Below are 20,033 nucleotides of genomic sequence, written 5' to 3' on the forward strand. Positions count from 1 at the left end.
AGAGGGGCCTGGGGGCCGTACCGCGGAATTATCCGCCCCTCGATTCGGTCACTATAGAAGCCGCCGATCGCACCGGGGCACACCGGGGCGCCGACTATGAGGATTGAGTCTTGACTGACCAGCTGCGACTGATGGCCGTGCACGCCCACCCCGACGACGAGTCGAGCAAGGGCGCGGCCACCATGGCGAAGTACGTGTCCGAGGGGGTGGACGTGCTGGTCGTGACCTGCACGGGCGGGGAGCGCGGCTCCATCCTCAATCCGAAGCTCCAGCACGACAAGTACATCGAGGAGCACATCCACGAGGTACGCAAGAAAGAGATGGACGAGGCCCGCGAGATCCTCGGGGTGAAGCAGGAGTGGCTCGGCTTCGTCGACTCCGGCCTGCCCGAGGGCGACCCGCTGCCGCCGCTGCCGGAGGGCTGTTTCGCCCTGGAGGACGTCGACAAGGCGGCCGGTGAGCTGGTGAAGCAGATCCGTCGCTTCCGTCCCCAGGTGATCACCACCTACGACGAGAACGGCGGCTACCCGCACCCCGACCACATCATGACCCACAAGATCTCGATGGTGGCCTTCGAGGGCGCGGCGGACGCCGAGAAGTTCCCGGAGGCGGAGTTCGGCCCGGCGTACCAGCCGCAGAAGCTCTACTACAACCAGGGCTTCAACCGCCCCCGCACCGAGGCGCTGCACCACGCGATGCTGGACCGCGGCCTGGAGTCGCCGTACGGGGACTGGCTCAAGCGCTGGGACGAGTTCGAGCGCGTCGCGCGCACGATCACCACGCATGTTCCGTGCGCCGACTTCTATGAGATCCGCGACAAGGCCCTGATCGCCCACGCCACGCAGATCGACCCCGACGGGGGCTGGTTCCGCGTCCCGATGGAGCTCCAGAAGGAAGTCTGGCCGACCGAGGAGTACGAGCTCGCGAAGTCCCTCGTCGATACCTCCCTCCCCGAGGACGACCTCTTTGCGGGCATCCGCGACAATGCCTGACATGAGCGCAAGCGCAAGCCTGGCAATGACACAGCTCGCCACCCTCGCCAAGGAGGTGGACGAGGACAAGGTCACCCCCGGCGTCCTCGGTTTCATCGTCTTCGCGGTGATGGCACTGGCGGTCTGGGGCCTGATGAAGTCCATGAACCGCCACATGAACAGGGTCGAGTTCATGGAGGCCCCGGATCCGAAGGCAGACTCCGGGGACACCGCCGAAGCGACCGGCGCGGCGAAGCCGCAGCAGGGCTGAGGGCGAAGGTCCCCGGGGGCCCGGCATACGTCAGTGCCGGGCGGCCGCCGCCACCCCCATGACCTCGCGCGCGTGGCGGTTCGGCACCATGCCGAGCCGCCAGGCCTGCCATCCCGCCTCCAGGTTCACGCCGCGTTCGAGCAGGAGCTGGTACGCCTCGACGTAGTCGTCCAGCTTCGCGTCCCGCAGCGGATGGCCGGTGCGGGACAGCTGGGCCAGCTCCTCCTGCGCCACCGCCGTGCCGACGTCCACACCGCCGGGGGCCGCGTACGGCAGCAGGGTGCAGCGCAGGAAGCGGGCCCAGTCCTCGCCGCGCCGGTCGCCGTAGGACGCGAACAGCCCCACCGCGTCGTCGCACAGCGCCAGCGCCTGCTGGGTGCGGGTGTTCCCGGCGTCCACCACCGCCAGCTCCAGGCAGGTCCACGCCTCGCCGTGCGCGACGCCGATGCGCTGGAAGTCGGCCCGGCCGTCCACCAACAGCTGCCGGGCGAAACCGCTGTTGCGCAGGGAACCCGTCTGCGCCGCCCGCTGGTCGCGCGTCACCCGCGCCGAGTGGTGCCGGGCGCACGCGAGCCCGTACACGTCACGCATCCGCGAGAACATCGTCCGCGACCGCTCCAGCTCCCGTACCGCGAGGTCCAGGTTGCCCGTCTCCTCCAGGGCCTGGCCCAGGTAGTACAGGGACCACGCCTCGCCGCGCGCGTCCTCGTTGTCGCGGTGCCGGGAGGCCGCCTGGCGCAGTCCGTCCACCGCCGGGGACGGGTCACCGGCGACCAGCCGGGCCCGGGACAGCTGGGTCAGGGCCCAGGCCTCGCCGCGGGCGTCGCGCGTACGGCCGTACAGATCCAGGGCCGCCCGCAGGTCCTCCTCCGCCCGCGGTACGTCGCCCATCCGCAGGCCCAGCTGGCCCAGCTGGAAGTGGGCCCACGCCTCGCCGTGGAGTGACTCGCCGGCCCGGTGCAGGGACAGGGACTCGGTCAGCAGGTCCAGGGACTCGGCGATCCGGCCCCGGTCGCGTTCCACCGCGGCCAGCGCGTGCATCGTCCAGGCGCGGTCCGTCGCCAGCTCGGGCGCCGACTGGAGGTCGAGGGCCTCGCGGAGCTTCGTCGCCGCCTCGGTGAGGTTGCCCTGGTGGTGCAGGGTGATGCCGAGGGAACACAGGGCACGGGCCGCGCCCGCGTCGTGCTGGGCCTCCATGTAGAGCTCGACCACCGAGGTCAGGGTCGCGCGGGCCTTGTCCAGTTCGCCGAGCTGGCGGGCCGCGATGCCGGTCCGCCACTGCACCGAGCGGACCAGCAGGCCCTTGTCCACGGCCTGCGCGAGCTCGCTGATCTCGCCGAGGCGGTAGAGGTCGCCGCGCAGCAGGCAGTAGTCGCACAGGGCGCCCAGCAGGTTCAGTACGGCCGCCTGGTTGGCGTCCTCCGTGTGCCGGAGCGCCGCCGTGATGAAGCTCGACTCGTCGTCCAGCCAGCGCAGCGCGTCGTCCAGCGAGGTGAAGCCGTGCGGGCTGAAGCGGTCCGAGCGGGTCGACATGTTGCCGTCGACCAGCCGCAGCACCGAATCGGCGAGATCGGCGTAGTTCACGATCAGCCGCTCCTGCGCCGCCGTGCGCTCCGCCGGCTCCTCCTCGTCGAGGAGGCGGGCCTGGGCGAAGGCACGGACCAGGTCGTGCAGGCGGTAGCGGTTGCCGCGGACGTGGTCGATCAGGCCCGACTGGGCGAGCGCCACCAGATGACGGGTCGCCTCCGCCTCGTCCGTGGCCAGCAGCGACGCCGCCGCTGCCGCACCCAGCGACGCCCGGCCCGCGAGCGCCAGCCTGCGCAGCAGACTCCTCGCGATGTCCGACTGGTCGGTGTAGCGCAGCCACAGCACCCGCTCGATCGGTTCCACCGGGCCGTACGCGCCCAGATCCGTCGCCAGCGTGCGCGGGGAGCGCGGGCCCAGCGACGAGCCCGCGATGCGCAGCGCCAGCGGCAGGCCGCCGCACAACTGCCCGATCAGGTCGGCGGATTCGGCGTCGTAGGGGCCCGAGGAATCCTGCGCCGCTGCGGTCAGCAGCTCCTCCGCGCCCGCCGCGTCCAGCGCCTCCACCGGAAGCTGGTGCACCCAGGCGGCGAGATCCGCGGGCAGGTCGAGGGGCTCACGGGAGGTGACCAGGACCAGGCTGTCGGAGCGTTCGGGGACGAGGGTGCGGACCTGCGCCGCGTCCGAGGCGTCGTCCAGTACGACGGTGACCGGGAGGCCGGTGAGGTGCTGGTGGTAGAGCTCGCTGAGCCGCTTGACCTGCTGGTCCGCCGATGAACGCTCCCGGAACAGGAGTTGCTCGCGCGGGGCGCCCAAACGGTTCAGCAGATGCAGCAGCGCGTCTCTCGTCGACAGCGGCGGCTCCTCCGCGGTGTCGCCGCGCAGGTCCACCACGCACGCGCCGCGGAACTGGTCCTTCAGCTCGTGGGCCGCGCGGATCGCCAGTGCCGTACGGCCGCTGCCGGGCGGGCCGTGCAGGACGACGACCGTCGGCTTGGTCTCCGTACTCGCGCGTGCCGCCTGCACCCACTGCCCGATGCGGGCCATCTCCGGCCGGCGACCCGCGAACGGGCCCATCGGCTCGGGGAGTTGGGCGAACGACTGCTCCAGCACATTGCGGCCCCGCGCGGCGGCGCTCTTGTCGGTGCCCCTGAGCCGCGGCCCCGTCTTCTTCGGGCCGGTGGACGCGCTCAGCACCCGCTGCTGGTCGAGGAAGGGGCGGATGCCGCGTACCTCCAGCGCCGTCAGCCACTGCAGGCGCAGCTGCTGCGGGCCGCCGGGCTGGCCGACGGCGCCCGCGCGGTGGTGCGCGGCGGGCAGATGCGTGCCGGCCACCTTCACGACGGTCGCCGCGGCGCCCACGACACCGACGGTGACACCCGCGCCGACGGCCGTCACCGTGCTCGTGCCGAGCGCCAGGTCGGACACCGCGGCCGCGAGCGCGGCGACGCCGGCCACCATCAGCGGCGTGGCACCGCCCTCGCGTGCGAAGCGCTGCCCGAACGTGAGCCGGCCGGCCTCCGCCTCGTCCAGCGCCCGGGTGTACGCCTCGTACTCCTCGGCCGCCGCCTGCGCCATGGCGTCCAGCTCGCCGCGCGCCCGCGACAGCAGCACCTGCCCCTCGGTACGGCCGCCCGAGCGCCGCACCTCCTCCTCCACGGCCCGGGCCAACAGCCGCTCGGCATCGGTCCGATGGCTGTCCCGCATGTGACGTCCCCCTCCGGCGGCAATGGCGTTCTTGGTCAAGTGTGCTGCGGACCGCGCATCGGGGCGAGGGGGCGAACGGGCTTCGATCACCTTGCGGGCACGGTGAATTGCCGCAAAGGGGGCGGTGGCTGGGGTGATCGCGGGCGCGAAAGGCCGAGTTCGTCGGCCGACGTCGCGGTGGACGCGGCCAACCGCCGCTCGTTCAACGACCTGAACGGGAATGCGGTAGCCCGCCCGGGGGGAGGGGGGCTACCGCACGATGCCGGCTCCGGGACGGGCCGCGGGAGCGGCCGCCGCAGGTCGTCCGGGGAACGGCCGTCGGCTCAGCCGGTTTTGACGGGGGTCAGGGCGAACCCGTCGTTGGGCTTGCCCGCGAGGAGGTCGGCCAGCCCGCCGCTGAGCGCGTACGTCGTCCCGCCCGGTCCCGCGGTCACGTCGCTGGTGATGGGATCGTTGACCGTGTCGGTGACCTTCACCGTGGCTTCCTTCCAGCCGTTGCGGGGCTCCACCCGCTGGATCTGGGCGGGCTTGCCGGACAGCAGACCGCTGCTGACCACCGCGATCGAGCCGTCCTTCAGGAGCCGCATGCCGGCCGCGGGGGACGCCAGCGGCGCGGAGAGCTTCACCTGCTGCGCCTTTTCGGGATGCCGGACGGGCACGCGTACCAGGGAGCCGTCGGCCATGGCGATGATCAGCTGGTTTCCCTCCACCCAATCCACCGCTGTCATCCCCACGTCGTTCAGGAAGTTGGGGATGTCCAGCGTGCCCTGGAGCAGGTCGCTGCGCAGGAAGACCGAGGCGCGGCCCTTGCGGTCGATGCGGAACACCGTCGGGGTCAGCTCGTCGACGGCGTAGGCGGTGCCGTCGGGCGCCACCGTCACGTCGGAGATCAGGTGCTGCTTGCCGTCGAGGGCGACTGCGGTCAGGTCGACGCACCAGTCCTGCTTCCCGCTGTCCAGGTCGTAGCTGCCCACCCCGGCGATGCGGAAGGGGGCGTTCTTGCGGGAACGGTCGGCAAGGCCGTAGTCCACATTGCTGACCAGGATGCGGTCACGCTTGGTGTCGGCGACGACGGCCTGCGCCGACACCAGTTCCGGGTCGTCGATGTGGGTGCGCACCTTTCCGTCCGGGCCGAAGGCGTAGACCTTGCCGTGCTTCAGTGAGCCGGCGAAGAACGTCTTCGACCCCGCGGCGAAGTCCAGCGAGTGCGGGAACGCATTGGCGCCGTCGGCCTTGATGACACTGGGCGTCTTCTGGCTGGGCGTCTTCTGCTTGCTCTGCTCGATCCGGGGCCGCTCGGAGCCGGATCCGGAGCCGGTGCTGGTAGAGGAACCGCTCATGGCAAACGCCGTCCCGGTGGCCGCGACAGCGACAACTGCCGCGCCCGCGATGGCGATCTTCAGCTTCGTCTTCTTCATTTTCATTGTCCTTGTTCCTTGGAAGGGTTGGGGCCGGCGTGTACCGCGGTCATCGGTGGCTGGAAAGGGGCGTGACGAGGCCCCCGGGGAACCCCCTGCCGGCCTCGGGCCGGGGGGTGCCGGGTGATGTTCAGGCGTGACGCTCTGAGGGGACTGTGGTGATGCGACGGCCGGACGGCCGGATCAGGGGTGCACGGGAGGAACGAAGCGGGCGGTTGCCGACATGCCTGTCGCGGGCTGAAGGGTCTGGTTGAGCAACTGCAGCGCCGCCTGGGAGGCGGAGCCGGGCGCCGCCGTCGTCACCACCACCCGGATCCCCTGCCCCTGGGGCACCGGGAGTGAGTGCTGCAGCACGTCCAGCTCCCCGACCATCGGATGGCGCATCCGGTACTCGGTCATGCCCCAGGCGCGCACCCGGTGCTCGGCCCACAGCGTGGCGAACTGCGGGCTGCGCATGGTCAACTCGCCGATGAGGGAGGCCAGATGCGGCTCGTGCGGATATTCGCCGACCGCCTGCCGCAGCTTGCCCACCACGTCCCGAGCCTTCCTGGGCCAGTCCACGTACAGGTCCCGCGTGTGGGCGTCCAGGAAGATCAGCCGGGCGGTGTTGGGCCGCGTGGCCGCTTGATCCGGGCTGTCCGGGGCCAAGTGCCCGGCGAACAGGGCATGTCCGGCGCGGTTCCACATCAGGACGTCCGAGCGCCGGCCGACGACGACCACGGGTGAGTCCCCGAAGGCATCCACCAGTTGGCGTATCGCCGCGGTGACACGCTCGGCAGGGAGCCGGCGGCGGCTCTGCCGGGGATCTCCGGACAAGGTGTGCAGGTGGCGCCGCTCCTCGTCATCCAGCCGTAGAGCCGTGGCCAGCGCGTCGAGGACCTGCGGAGAGGCGTTGAGCGACAGACCCTGTTCCAGCCGGGTGTAGTACGCCACGCTGACACCGGCCAGCTGGGCCAGTTCCTCACGCCGCAGCCCCGGCACCCGCCGCCGATCGCCGTAGTCCGGCAACCCCACGTCCGCCGGCTTCAACTGTGCCCGACGCCCGGACAGAAAATCGCCGAGGAGGGACTTGCCGTGCGCTGTCTCGTCCATGTGACCGAGTATGGCCAGGCTCCCCGCGTCCAGCCTGCCCCTGAGACTGGCAGGCACGAATGCCCCTGGGACCGGCAGGCGCGAAGTCGCGTGCGCACGTGGCGCCTGCGGCTTCACGCCAATCGCCGCGGCGCGTGTCGGCAGGTGCGCCCGAGACCCTCCGGGAGCCCTGACTCCCGACCTGATGTGCTGGGCCGGGCGGTCCTCAGCGTGCGACGATGTTGGTATGAATCGCCTGGCCGCCTCCCAGTCGCCGTACCTGCTGCAGCATGCCGACAACCCCGTCGACTGGTGGCCGTGGGCGGCCGAGGCCTTCGAGGAGGCCCGTAAGAGCGGCAGACCGGTCCTGCTCAGCGTCGGATACAGCAGCTGTCACTGGTGCCACGTCATGGCCCACGAGTCCTTCGAGGACCAGGAGACCGCCGACTACCTCAACACCCACTTCGTCAGCATCAAGGTCGACCGCGAGGAACGCCCCGACGTGGACGCCGTCTACATGGAGGCCGTCCAGGCGGCCACCGGCCAGGGCGGCTGGCCCATGACGGTGTTCCTCACCCCGGACGCCGAGCCCTTCTACTTCGGCACCTACTTCCCGCCCACCCCCCGCTCCGGCATGCCGTCCTTCCGGCAGGTGCTGGAGGGCGTGCGCAGCGCCTGGGTCGACCGGCGGGACGAGGTCGCCGAGGTGGCCGGGAAGATCGTCCGGGATCTCGCCGGGCGGGAGATCTCCTACGGCGGACCCGAGGCCCCCGGCGAGCAGGAGCTGGCGCAGGCGCTGCTCGGGCTCACCCGGGAGTACGACCCGCAGCGCGGCGGGTTCGGGGGCGCGCCCAAGTTCCCGCCGTCCATGGTGATGGAGTTCCTGCTGCGGTACCACGCGCGGACCGGCGCCGAGGGCGCGCTGCAGATGGCGCAGGACACCTGTGAGCGGATGGCGCGCGGCGGGATCTACGACCAGCTCGGCGGCGGGTTCGCGCGCTACTCCGTCGACCGGGACTGGGTCGTGCCGCACTTCGAGAAGATGCTGTACGACAACGCCCTGCTGTGCCGCGTCTACGCCCACCTCTGGCGCGCCACGGGCTCCGAGCTCGCCCGCCGCGTCGCGCTGGAGACCGCCGACTTCATGGTGCGTGAACTGCGCACCAACGAGGGCGGGTTCGCCTCCGCGCTCGACGCCGACAGCGATGACGGAACCGGCAAGCACGTCGAGGGCGCGTACTACGTCTGGACGCCGGAGCAACTGCGCGAGGTCCTGGGAGCCGACGACGCCGAACTCGCCGCCCGGCACTTCGGCGTGACGGAGGAGGGCACGTTCGAGCAGGGCGCCTCCGTCCTGCAACTCCCGCAGCAGGACGAGCTGTTCGACGCCGAGAAGATCGCGTCCGTACGGCAGCGGCTGCTGGACAAGCGCGGTGAGCGCCCCGCCCCCGGCCGGGACGACAAGATCGTCGCCGCCTGGAACGGCCTCGCGATCGCGGCCCTCGCCGAGACCGGCGCCTACTTCGACCGCCCCGACCTCGTGGACGCGGCCCTCGGCGCCGCCGACCTCCTCGTCCGGCTGCACCTCGACGACCACGCCCGCATCGCCCGCACCAGCAAGGACGGCCGGGTCGGCGCGCACACCGGCGTGCTGGAGGACTACGCCGACGTCGCCGAGGGCTTCCTCGCGCTCGCGTCCGTCACCGGCGAGGGCGTCTGGCTGGACTTCGCCGGGTTCCTGCTCGACCACGTGCTCGCCCGCTTCGTCGACGAGGAGTCCGGTGCCCTCTACGACACGGCTGCCGACGCCGAGCAGTTGATCCGCCGTCCCCAGGACCCGACCGACAACGCCGCCCCCTCCGGCTGGACCGCGGCGGCCGGCGCCTTGCTGAGCTATGCCGCGCAGACCGGTGCCGAGCCGCATCGCACCGCCGCCGAAAAGGCGTTGGGCGTCGTGAAGGCCCTCGGTCCGCGTGTGCCCCGCTTCATCGGCTGGGGGCTCGCGGTCGCCGAGGCCAATCTCGACGGGCCGCGGGAGGTCGCGGTCGTGGGGCCGACGATGGACGACCCCGCCACAAAGGCCCTGCACCACACGGCGCTTCTCGGCACCGCGCCGGGCGCGGTCGTGGCCGCGGGCACTCCGGAGAGTGGCGAATTCCCGCTCCTCGTTGACCGCCCCCTGCAGCAGGGCCAACCCGCCGCCTACGTCTGTCGTAACTTCACCTGCGACGCTCCGACCACCGATCCGGAACGGCTGCGGACCGCTCTGAGCAGGTAAAACGGAGGCCGGCGGCGGGGTGGTTACGCAGCCGGTGTTCGAATTGCTCACTCTCGGGGCCCGTTGTGATGAAACGCGCTCTTCATCGAATCGGCCTGCGGACTTCACAGATCCCCCTTAATGTCTACACAGTTCCGCGACAGATGTGACTCGCTGTCGCGGCAGGGGGCATTGGGGATCTGGGGGGATCTGTTGCTGACGTCTGTCTTCATAGCTGTCGTCTCGCTGGCCTTGTTCTGGATGGCCGCTTTCACCCTGTGGTGGCAGATGCACGCGTGGCGTACGCCCGAGGTGCTGGCCTCCACCCGGTTCAGCAGACCGGACGGTGACGAGCATGTGTCGTTCTCGCTGCTGCTTCCGGCCCGGCACGAACAAGCCGTGCTGGACCACACCATCCAGCGGCTGCTGGAGTCCACACACACCGACTTCGAGATCATCGTCATCGTCGGGCACGACGACCCGGAGACCACGGCGGTGGCCGAGAAGGCCGCGGCGCGTGATCCGCGCGTCCGTGTCGTCGTCGACACCCACGAGAAGAAGAACAAGCCGAAGGCCATGAACACGGCGCTGCCGCACTGCCGCGGCGACGTCGTCGGGGTCTTCGACGCCGAGGACCAGGTCCATCCGGAGCTCCTCGCCCACGTCGACCACGCGTTCCGGACGACGAAAGCGGACGTGGTCCAGGGCGGCGTCCAGCTCATCAACTTCCACTCCAGCTGGTACAGCCTGCGCAACTGCCTGGAGTACTTCTTCTGGTTCCGCTCCCGGCTGCACCTGCACGCGCAGAAGGGGTTCATCCCGCTCGGCGGCAACACCGTCTTCGTACGCACCGACGTGCTGCGGGAAGCCGACGGCTGGGACCCCAACTGCCTCGCCGAGGACTGCGACTTGGGCGTGCGGCTGTCCAGCGTCGGCAAGAAGGTCGTCGTCGCCTACGACTCCGACATGGTGACCAAGGAGGAGACGCCGGGCAGCCTGATGTCGCTGCTGAAGCAGCGCACCCGCTGGAACCAGGGCTTCCTCCAGGTCTACCGGAAGAAGGACTGGAAGCAACTGCCCACCTTCGGGCAGCGGTTGCTCGCCCGGTACACCCTCATGACGCCGTTCATGCAGGCCTTCACCGGGCTCATCATCCCGCTCAACATCGCGATCGCGGTCTTCCTCGACGTGTCCGTGACCGTCGCCTTCATCACCTTCCTGCCGGCCGTCACCGCGCTCGTCACCTTCGTCTTCGAGATCGTCGGACTGCACGACTTCGGCAAGCAGTACGGGCTGCGCGTCCGCTTCGTCCACTACCTGAAGCTCGTCGTGGGCGGCCCCTTCTACCAGGTCCTCCTCGCCGGGGCCGCCGTGCGCGCCGTATGGCGTGAGCAGCGCGGCCGGAACGACTGGGAGTTGACCACGCACGTCGGCGCGCATCTCCCCGACGTCACCGATGCCGAAGTGACCCGCGACCTCCGAGAGGACGTCCCTGCGTGACCTCCACCCTTCCCGCGGTGACCACTCCGAAGGTCCCCGCGCAGCGGCAGCCTGCCCCTGTTGAGCGTTCGACGGGTCGAACGACCCCGCCGCTCCGCCTCCGCTCCTCCCGGCCCGAACTGATCCTGTGCGGTGTACTCCTCGTCGCGATCCTGGTCGTGCAGGGCTGGAACATCGCCGACTACCCGACCCTCAGCGACGACGAGGGCACCTACCTCGCCCAGGCCTGGGCCGTCCAGGAGGGCCGGGGCCTCGCCCACTACACGTACTGGTACGACCACCCGCCGCTCGGCTGGATCCAGCTCGCCCTGCTGACCTGGATACCGGCCGCGCTCAGCCCCGAGTCGATGACCGTCGGCTCCATGCGCGCCGCGATGCTGGTCGTCAGCGCCGCCAGCGCGGTCCTCGTCTATGTGATCGGGCGGCGGCTGTCACTGCCGCGCTGGGCGGCCGGGCTCGGCATGGTCCTGTTCGGGCTCTCGCCCCTGTCGGTCGTGCTCCAGCGGGAGATCTTCCTCGACAACCTCGCGGTGATGTGGACGCTGCTCGCGTTCGCCCTCGCCGCCTCCCCGAGCCGTCACCTCTGGCACCACTTCGGCGCCGGCATCGCGGCGGCCACGGCCGTGCTGACCAAGGAGACGATGCTCTTCGTCCTCCCCGCGGTCCTGATCACCATGTGGCGGCACAGCCACCGCGACACCCGCAAGTTCGCCCTGACCGGCGCCGTCACCGCCTGCGTCCTGATCGGCCTTTCCTACCCCCTGTTCGCCCTGCTGAAGGGCGAGCTGATGCCGGGCAGCGGGCACGTCTCGCTGTGGGACGGCATCAAGTACCAGATGACCAGACCCGGTTCGGGCTTCATCCTCGACCAGGGCTCCGGCTCCTGGGGCGTGCTCCAGTCGTGGCTCTACTACGACCGTGTCCTCATCGTCGGCGGCCTCGCGGGCGGTCTGCTGCTCCTGGTCACCTGGCGCTGGTCGGTCACCGCCCGCGCGCTGGCCGGACCGTCGTTCGCGGTGGTGATCCTCGCCCTGGTGGCCATGCGCCCGGGCGGCTATCTGCCCGCGATGTACGTCATCCAGGCGCTGCCGTTCCTCGCCCTGGTCCTCGCCGGAGGCACGGCTTCCGTCGCCCACGCCGTACTGCGGCGATGGCACTCCGAGGCCGAGCACCGGTACCTGACCGGCGGGCGGTACGCCCTCGCGGCCGTGCTCGCGATCGCCGCCGGCGCCTATGTCGTACCGCGCTGGTACGACGGCGACCGCACCGCCGTCACCGCCGACGCCAACGCGCCCTACCAGGCGGCCTCGAAGTGGCTGTCCACCGAGGTGGCGGACCCGGAGGACACCCGCGTCCTCGTCGACGACGCGCTGTGGCTGGACCTGGTGCACGCCGGGTACAAGCCGGGGCTCGGCGTCATCTGGTTCTACAAGGCCGACCTCGACCCGGCCGTGACGAAGACGATGCCGCGCGGCTGGAAGGACCTCGACTACGTGGTCGCCTCGCCGACGGTGCGGCGGGACGCGGTCGATCTGCCGGGCGTCAAGGCGGCCATCGAGCACTCGAAGCCGGTCGCCGTCTTCGGCAGCGGCGAGGACCGCATCGAGATCCGCCAGATCCAGACAGCCTCCGGAGGCGTTCGATGACTCACGAGTACACCGCCCCCGAGGAGCTCGGCGATCCGGCGGTGCAGGCCGCCGAGGTGGCCGAGCCGGGCGCCGTCACCATCGTCGTGCCGACTTTCAACGAGTCGGCGAACGTACGGCAGTTGCTGCACCAGATCACCGAGTCGGTGCCGTCCCGGCTGCCCTGCGAGGTCGTCTTCGTGGACGACTCCACCGACGACACCCCGCAGGTCATCAGGGAGGCGGCCCAGGACTGCCCGTTCCCGGTCACCGTCATCCACCGGGACGAACCCGTCGGCGGGCTCGGCGGCGCGGTCGTCGAGGGCATGAAGGCGGCCGGCTCGGACTGGATCGTCGTCATGGACGGCGACTGCCAGCATCCGCCGTCCCTGGTACCGGAGTTGGTGGCGACCGGCGAGCGCGCGAACGCCGGACTCGTCGTCGCCTCCCGGTACATCAAGGGCGGCAGCCGGGCCGGGCTCGCGGGCAGCTACCGGGTGGCCGTGTCGCGGGCGGCGACCTGGCTGACCAAGTCCCTCTTCCCGCGCCGGCTGCACGGCATCAGCGACCCGATGAGCGGCTTCTTCGCGATCCGGCGCAGCGACATCACCGCTCAGGCCCTGAAGCCGCTCGGCTACAAGATCCTGCTGGAGCTGGCGGTGCGGAGCCGCCCGCGCGCGGTCACCGAGGTGCCGTTCGTGTTCCAGGAGCGGTTCGCGGGGGAGTCCAAGTCCACGGCGGCCGAGGGGCGGCGCTTCCTTCGGCACCTCGCCGGGCTGCGGACGGCCGACCCGCTGTCCCGGATGGTGGTGTTCGGGCTGATCGGGCTCACCGGGTTCGTGCCGAACCTGGGCGCGCTGTGGGCGATGACCGAGGCGGGGCTGCACTACCTGCCCGCCGAGATCGTCGCCAACCAGTTCGGCGTGGCCTGGAACTTCCTGCTCATCGAGAAGCTGCTGTTCCGCGACCGGCGGCAGCACCGCCACTGGGCCGACCGGACCGTACGGTTCGCGCTGCTCGCCAACGCCGACCTGGTGCTGCGCATCCCGCTGATCGCGCTGCTCGTCGGCCAGTTCGGGCTGGCCGTGCTGCCCGCCACCGCGCTGGCCCTGGTCATCACCTTCGTCCTGCGCTTCGTCGGTACCGAAGCGCTGGTCTATCTGCCGCGCAGGAGCCGCACAGCAAGGAGTACTGCATGAGATCGAGACCAAGAACGGCCTTGCTGGCCGTGTTGGGCCTCACCGGAGGTCTCCTCCTCACCTCGCCCCAGTCCGCCTCCGCCGCCAACCTCATCAAGAACCCCGGCTTCGAGACCGCCGGCACCGACGACATGCCCTACTGCTGGAAGAAGTCCGGCTGGGGCGACAACGACTTCACCTTCGAGACGACGGCGGATGCCCACAGCGGCTCCAAGGCGATGAAGGTGTCGCTCACCCGCCGCGTCGACGGCGACCGCAAGGCGCTCATCACCGAGTCCGCCGAGTGCGCGCCGGTCGTCACGCCGGGCAAGCAGTACGACCTGGGGCTCTGGTACAGGTCGACCACCCCCGACACCTCGGTCACCCTGTTCCGGCACGACGCCACGGCGGGCTGGCAGTACTGGACCGACCTCAAGACGCTGGAGATGGCGGGCAGTTGGACCGAGGCGACGGTCCGCACGCCCGAGGTCCCCGCAGGCACCGACCGGATCGCCTGGGGCGTCTCCGTCTACGGCACCGGCTCGGTCACCACCGACGACTACACGATGGACCAGGTCGCCGAGCCCGTCCCCGACCCGGTGTGCACGGGCACCGCCGAGGAGTGCGCGAACGGCCGCTGGGACGTGCTGCCCACCGAGAACCCGGTCCGCTCCATGCACTCCGTCGTCCTCAACAACGGCAAGGTGCTGCTGATCGCCGGCTCCGGCAACAGCGAGGAGATGTTCGAGGCGGGCACGTTCACCAGCGCGGTCTACGACCCCGAGAACGGCACGTACCAGCAGATCCCCACGCCCAAGGACATGTTCTGCGCCGGGCACGTCCAGCTCGACGACGGGCGGGTGCTCGTGATGAGCGGCAACAAGGCGTATCCGGTGCCGGGCGGGCACGGCTACGAGGGGTACAAGGACTCGTACATCTTCGACCCGGTCACCGAGACGTACAGCAAGACCAACGACATGAACGACGGCCACTGGTACCCGTCGGCCACCGTCCTCGGCAACGGTGACGTGATCTCCTTCGGCGGTCTGAAGGAGGACTCGACCGGTTCGGTGACCGCCGAGCTGTGGTCGGACGCCGAGCAGAAGTGGCTGGAGCTGTGGAAGGTCAACCAGACCTGGTCGTACTGGGGCCTGTACCCGTCGATGATCCTGATGCAGGACGGCCGCCTCTTCTACTCCGGCAGCCATGTCTTCGGCAACAACATCCCGGGCACCGGTTCGGCGGTCTACGACTACGACGCCAACACGGTCACCCAGATCCCGGGTCTGCAGAACAAGGACGAGCGCGACCAGTCCGCGAGCGTGCTGCTGCCCCCGGCCCAGGACCAGAAGGTCCTCACCATCGGCGGCGGCAACATCGACTCCAACCCGGACGCGAACCGCCTCACCGACCTCATCGACCTCAAGCAGCCGAGCCCCTCCTACGTCGCAGGACCGCCGCTCCCGCAGGGCACCGTCGACCTCGGAGGCGGCAAGGTCCCGCAGACCGGCAGCCAGGGCAAGATGTACGTCTCCGCCGTACTCCTGCCCGACGGCAAGGTCCTGGAGACCGGCGGCGCGCTGCACAACCGGGCCGACCCGGTGTACGAGTCGTCGCTCTACGACCCGGCGACCAACACCTTCGACCCGGTGGCGGCGGACCCGGAGGAGCGCGGCTACCACTCCTCGGCGTTCCTGCTGCCCGACGGCCGCGTGATGGCGACCGGCGACAACCCGGGCAACGGCTCCTGGAACCACGACGTGTCGATCTACACCCCGCCCTATCTCCTCAAGGGCGAGCGCCCGACGATCACCTCGGTCATCGACTCCGAGTGGACGTACGGCGACACGCAGCGGATCACCGTCGACCGGCCGATCGCCAAGGCCGAGCTGATCCGCCCGGCGGCGGTGACGCACTCGTCGGATCCCAACCAGCGGTTCGTGGATCTTCCGCTGTCCGTCGACGGCAACAACGTCGACCTGAACGTGACGAGCAACCCCAACCTGGCCCCGCCCGGCTGGTACATGCTCTTCGCGGTGGATGCCAATGGCGTGCCGTCGGTTGCCAAGTGGGTCCATCTGCAAGGCCCTTCGGCCCTGAGCGCCACGGACTCCTCCGCGCACGTCCACGACTTCGCGGACGACCTCAAGGGCAAGGTCACGGGCCCCGGCAAGAAGCGCACGTCACAGAAGGTCAGCCCGACCGTCTCCGGCTGCGACCGGCACTACGGCTCCGCCAACGTGTGCGTCCCGACGGACTTCCCGCCGACGGTGAAGCCGACGACGAAGTCCCGCTGCGACTGGCTGAAGAAGAACGACTACGGCCGTCTGAAGGTCAACGGCAGGGACGACCCGCTGCGGCTGGACACGAACAGGGACGGGGTCGCCTGCGGGAAGGGTGATGTGACCCGGCGCTAGGCCCTGTCGTTTGGATCAGGCCGGCTGTGAGGTGCAGTACCTTGCAGCCGACCCGAGCGGGGTCTGGTGCGTGCAGCTGCAAGGCGGAGGAGGAAGTCGACGCGGTGGGGGCACCTCCCGGCCGAAGGCTGGGGGACGTCGGCGAGTGACGACAACGCGGCTGGGGGTCCCCCCTGCTCGAAGAGCTTGGGGGAGTGCGTGCCAGGGCCCGCGACGCCGGGATGATCCAAACGACAGGGCCTAGTTCCCGTAATCCGCGAGGGCGCGCTCCACGATGGCCACCAGCTGCTCGTGGTGCGCGCCCTTCCAGTACGCGCGCTTGCAGTCGGTGCACTGCGCGAAGACGTCGTACGACCGCTGCGTCCCGCCCTGAAGCTGGTCCGCCACCTCTTCCTTCGTGGCCTCCTTGAGCAGGCCGTTGCAGGCGGTGCAGCGGGTCCAGGGACGCAGCTCGGGGCGGAACCGGTCGAGGATGTCGCGGAGTTGGTCCTCGGGGCGGGTGCTGTAGACATAGCCGCCGGCCCACAGCTCGCGCCGCCGCAGCAGCCCCCGGTCCCGGCTCAGCATGACCCGCTTCTCCGTGGCGGAGCGTGTCGCGAGCGCCGGGTCGCCGATGTCCGTCGACTCGTACGCCGTGTCCACGCCGAGCAGGCGCATCCGGCGGGCGAGGGTGCCGAGGTGGACGTCGAGCAGGAAGCGCAGGGGAGCGCCGGGCACCCGCTGGGGGCGTGCCACGGGCCGTACGGTTACGGACGCGCCCGCCGTCGGGATGTGCGACACCGGCACCTCGTGGCCGTCGGCGACAAGGGTGCCGACCTCGGTCAGCGGGACGCCGAGGGACTCGACGACATGGCCGAGGGTCGAGACACCGTCGGTGGTGACCTGGGCGGCGCCCGCCTCGCGCCGTCCGTTGGGGAGGAACAGGCGTAGCTCGGGGGCGAACTCGACGTGGATCGCGGGACCGTTCACCCGGCCAGGATGGCACGGCCCGGCGCTCGCGCCTCAGGTCTTTTTCGTGTGCAGGCCGTGCTCGATGACGTCCAGGGCACGGTCGAGGAGGTCGCCCAGGTCGTCCCGGAAGTCGTGCTCGGCCCAGTACAGGGAGATCTCCGAGAGGCCGCCGATGAGGGACATCGTGAAGACCCGCGCCTCGAAGCTGTCCCGGTCCAGGCCGGTGCGCTCGGCGACGGCCTCGGAGAGCATGCGGCCGGTGACCGACATGCTCTCCAGCATCCGGGAGCGCACCGCGGGGACCTGGACCAGCAGATGCGAGCGCAGCTTGATGGCCTCGGGTTCCTCCTGGGTCACGGCCGTGATGGCCAGCCGCATGACGTACCGCAGGGACTCCATCCACGGCTCGTCCGCCGGCCGCTTGCGCAGCTCGTCCAGCAGGATCGGGTCGTACTCGTCCGTGAGGACGATGTCCTCCTTGGTCGGGAAGTACCGGAAGACCGTGGACGGCGACACCTCGGCGCGCTCGGCGATCTGCTCGATCGTGGTCGCGTCGTAGCCCTGCTCCTTGATCAGTGCGTACGTCGCGTCGCGGATCGCCGTCCGGGTCTTGATCTTCTTCCGTTCACGAAGCCCCAGCTGGGGACGGTCGGTCAGGGGAGAGCGGCGTGCGGGGGTCATGGGGCTCATTGTCGGGCATCGGCCCGTTCCGCAGCCATGTCCGGGGTCCCCGGCTGCTCCGCATCGGGCGTGCCCGGCAGGAACGCGGCGGCCAGCAGCGCGGCGGCGAGCGCCGCGATGCCGCACACCAGCAGGGCGACGCCCATGCCGTGGACGTAGGCGCTGTTCGCGGAGGCCGCGAGCTCGGCGGAACCGGCCCGCTCGGCGACGATGTGCGCCGCGACCACGGACTCCCCGGCGGTGTCGGCGGCCTGCGCGGGCAGGCCGGTGACATCGAGCCGGTCCCGGAAGACACCGGAGAGCAGGCTACCGAGCAGCGCGATACCGATCGCACCGCCGACCTGACGCATGGTCATCAGCAGCCCGGAGCCGCTGCCGGCACGGTCGCGGGGCAGCGTGCCCAGGGCGTTGCTCATGGCCGGCATGAGCGAGAAGCCGAAGCCGAGACCGGTGAGGGAGAGCCACAGCGCGGTGAAGCCGTAGCCGGAGTCGACGGTCGTACGGCTGCCGAGGAACGCGGCGAAGGCCAGCACGACCAGGCCCGCGCTCACCGTGGCCCGCGCGCCGAACCGGGTGACGACCGGCGGGGCCGTCCGCGAGGCGACCAGGATGCCGCCCATCATCGGCAGCAGCCGGATACCGGTGCCGAGGGCGTCGTGGCCGAGGACCGCCTGGAGGTACGGCGGCAGGACGAACAGCAGGCCGGTCAGGACGAACATCACCATGGTCGCGGCGACGGTGTTGAAGAGGAAGCCGCGGTGGGCGAGCAGCTTCATGTCGAGCATGGGCCGCTCGACCCGGCGTTCGCGCAGCACCAGCGCGGCGATGAGGACGACCGAGGCCCCGAGCATGGCCAGGACTGGGGGTGCCCCCACGTCTTTAAGACTGTGGGGGAAGGTCGCCCAGCCGCGGGTGGGCGCCTCGATGATCGCGTAGATCAGAGCGCCGAGGCCGGTCGCGGTGAGCGCGGTGGAGACGATGTCGACCTTCGGGGAGGCGGGGTCCTTCGTCTCCGGGAGCAGGAAGACGCAGGCGGCGATGCCTATGCCGGCCATCGGGACGTTGACCAGGAAGACCGAGCCCCACCAGAAGTGGTTCAGCAGCCAGCCGCCGGTGATCGGGCCGAGCGGCAGGCCGAGCGCCGAGGCGGCGGAGATGATGCCGACGGCCTTGGTGCGCTCGTCCGGGCCGAAGAGCGAGGGCAGTACGGAGAGCGCGAGCGGGGTGACCAGGGCCGCTCCGACGCCCATCACGGCACGCGCGGCGATCACCGCGTTCACGTCGCCGGCCAGTGCGCCGACCAGCGACCCGGCGAGAAAGATCCCGAGCCCGACGATCAGCATCCGCCGTCGCCCGAAGCGGTCGCCGAGCAGGCCCGCGGGGAGCATCAGCGCCGCGAAGACGACGACGTACGCGTCCGCCATCCACTGCTGCTGGCCGGTGGTGGCGCCGAGGTCGGCGGCCATCGTCGGCAGCGCCACGTTGAGGATCGTCATGTCGAAGCCGAGGGTCAGCATGCTGGCGACCAGCGCGGCCAGGGCCCACCAACGGCGAGGATCTGGAGTGACAGTTTCCATGAAATGAGAGTAACTCTCAAAAGATGGGTACTGTCAATCGGTACTGTCAATCTCGTGGAGGTACGAAAAAGGGCCACGGCTCGGAAGCCGTGGCCCTTGCTGTGCTGGAGCGCTTATCCGTGCTGGTACGCGACCAGTGAGATCCCGACGTAGTGCACGACGAACGCGGCGAGGGTGAAGGAGTGGAACACCTCGTGGAAGCCGAACCAGCGGGGTGACGGGTTCGGGCGCTTGATGCCGTAGATCACGCCGCCCGCGCTGTAGAGGAGACCGCCGACGATCACCAGGACCAGTACCGCGATGCCGCCGGAGCGCATGAAGTCCGGCAGGAAGAAGACGGCCGCCCAGCCCATCGCGATGTAGCAGGGGGTGTAGAGCCAGCGCGGGGCGCCGACCCAGAACACCCGGAAGACGATCCCGGCCGCGGCCGCGGCCCAGATGCCCCACAGCAGCAACTGGCCCTTGGCTCCCGGGAGCAGCAGCATCGTCAGCGGCGTGTACGTGCCCGCGATGATCAGGAAGATGTTGGCGTGATCCAGCCGGCGCAGGATGCCGTCCATGCGCGGGCTCCAGTTGCCCCGGTGGTACAGCGCGCTCACGCCGAACAGCAGGCAGGCGGTGAGGGCGTAGATCCCGCAGGCGACACGCCCCCGGGGTGAGTCCGCGAGGGCGGTGAGCACCAGGCCCGCGACCAGCACGGCCGGAAACATGCCCAGATGCAGCCAGCCCCGGAGTCTGGGCTTGATCTCGTCCGTGAGGTGCTGGGCGTGGTGCGCGATCTGGTGCGGCAACGAGGGCGCGCCGGAATCGCGGCCGGCGGCCGGCGTGTCCGATGGCGCGTCGGGGACGGGCGCAGTCATGGGGGGCATCGTACCTACGGAACCG

Annotated in this window: 14 protein-coding genes; 7 read left to right on the plus strand and 7 right to left on the minus strand. The window is 70.4% G+C overall.

The annotated features are described in order from the left end of the window. Positions 1-131 precede the first annotated feature (131 nt). Both mca and OG254_RS30930 read left to right on the plus strand, forming a co-directional pair. Positions 132-992, plus strand: coding sequence for a mycothiol conjugate amidase Mca (mca, locus tag OG254_RS30925; protein WP_405595281.1), 861 nt, complete (start codon positions 132-134; stop codon positions 990-992). Continuing rightward, positions 985-1,242, plus strand: coding sequence for a hypothetical protein (locus OG254_RS30930; RefSeq protein WP_405588121.1), 258 nt, complete (start codon positions 985-987; stop codon positions 1,240-1,242). Before mca ends, OG254_RS30930 begins: the two co-directional genes overlap by 8 nt. A gap of 30 nt (positions 1,243-1,272) precedes the next feature. Here the strand turns inward: OG254_RS30930 and OG254_RS30935 are convergent, their stop codons facing one another. From OG254_RS30935 to OG254_RS30945, 3 genes are all read right to left on the minus strand, one after another. Beyond that, a complete protein-coding gene (locus OG254_RS30935; RefSeq protein WP_405588123.1) occupies positions 1,273-4,473 on the minus strand; it encodes a tetratricopeptide repeat protein in 3,201 nt (1,066 codons plus the stop codon). A 323-nt stretch (positions 4,474-4,796) separates the two neighbouring features. After that, positions 4,797-5,891 (minus strand): hypothetical protein, encoded by a 1,095-nt coding sequence (locus OG254_RS30940; protein ID WP_405588125.1) that lies wholly within the window; start codon positions 5,889-5,891, stop codon positions 4,797-4,799. 183 nt (positions 5,892-6,074) lie between these two features. Then, positions 6,075-6,983: a helix-turn-helix transcriptional regulator gene (locus OG254_RS30945; protein WP_405588128.1), complete on the minus strand. Its 909-nt coding sequence runs from the start codon at positions 6,981-6,983 to the stop codon at positions 6,075-6,077. A gap of 226 nt (positions 6,984-7,209) precedes the next feature. Here OG254_RS30945 and OG254_RS30950 point away from each other — a divergent pair, with 226 nt between their 5' ends. From OG254_RS30950 to OG254_RS30970, 5 genes are all read left to right on the plus strand, one after another. Continuing rightward, complete coding sequence (locus tag OG254_RS30950; RefSeq protein WP_405588131.1) at positions 7,210-9,240, plus strand: thioredoxin domain-containing protein; 2,031 nt, start codon at positions 7,210-7,212, stop codon at positions 9,238-9,240. Between the two features lie 192 nt (positions 9,241-9,432). Beyond that, positions 9,433-10,719 (plus strand): glycosyltransferase, encoded by a 1,287-nt coding sequence (locus OG254_RS30955; RefSeq protein WP_405588133.1) that lies wholly within the window; start codon positions 9,433-9,435, stop codon positions 10,717-10,719. Continuing rightward, positions 10,716-12,365 (plus strand): ArnT family glycosyltransferase, encoded by a 1,650-nt coding sequence (locus tag OG254_RS30960; RefSeq protein WP_405588136.1) that lies wholly within the window; start codon positions 10,716-10,718, stop codon positions 12,363-12,365. Before OG254_RS30955 ends, OG254_RS30960 begins: the two co-directional genes overlap by 4 nt. Next, complete coding sequence (locus OG254_RS30965) at positions 12,362-13,543, plus strand: glycosyltransferase (protein ID WP_405588139.1); 1,182 nt, start codon at positions 12,362-12,364, stop codon at positions 13,541-13,543. The genes OG254_RS30960 and OG254_RS30965 overlap by 4 nt, the downstream gene beginning before the upstream one ends. After that, positions 13,540-15,939 (plus strand): galactose oxidase-like domain-containing protein, encoded by a 2,400-nt coding sequence (locus tag OG254_RS30970; RefSeq protein WP_405588141.1) that lies wholly within the window; start codon positions 13,540-13,542, stop codon positions 15,937-15,939. The genes OG254_RS30965 and OG254_RS30970 overlap by 4 nt, the downstream gene beginning before the upstream one ends. A 240-nt stretch (positions 15,940-16,179) precedes the next feature. On the opposite strand, the gene OG254_RS30975 is transcribed toward OG254_RS30970, so the two are convergent. From OG254_RS30975 to OG254_RS30990, 4 genes are all read right to left on the minus strand, one after another. Continuing rightward, positions 16,180-16,908, minus strand: coding sequence for a Mut7-C RNAse domain-containing protein (locus OG254_RS30975; RefSeq protein WP_405588144.1), 729 nt, complete (start codon positions 16,906-16,908; stop codon positions 16,180-16,182). Positions 16,909-16,941: 33 nt separating this feature from the next. Beyond that, the gene (locus OG254_RS30980; RefSeq protein WP_405588146.1) at positions 16,942-17,580 is read right to left on the minus strand and encodes a TetR/AcrR family transcriptional regulator; all 639 of its coding nucleotides are present in this window, start codon (positions 17,578-17,580) and stop codon (positions 16,942-16,944) included. Next, positions 17,577-19,148, minus strand: a complete 1,572-nt coding sequence (locus OG254_RS30985; RefSeq protein WP_405588149.1) for an MFS transporter — start codon at positions 19,146-19,148, stop codon at positions 17,577-17,579. The genes OG254_RS30980 and OG254_RS30985 overlap by 4 nt, the downstream gene beginning before the upstream one ends. 113 nt (positions 19,149-19,261) lie before the next feature. Next, a complete protein-coding gene (locus OG254_RS30990) occupies positions 19,262-20,008 on the minus strand; it encodes a hemolysin III family protein (RefSeq protein ID WP_405588151.1) in 747 nt (248 codons plus the stop codon). Positions 20,009-20,033: the final 25 nt, after the last annotated feature.

This window comes from Streptomyces sp. NBC_01092 (assembly GCF_045039535.1).
GTDB lineage: Bacteria > Actinomycetota > Actinomycetes > Streptomycetales > Streptomycetaceae > Streptomyces.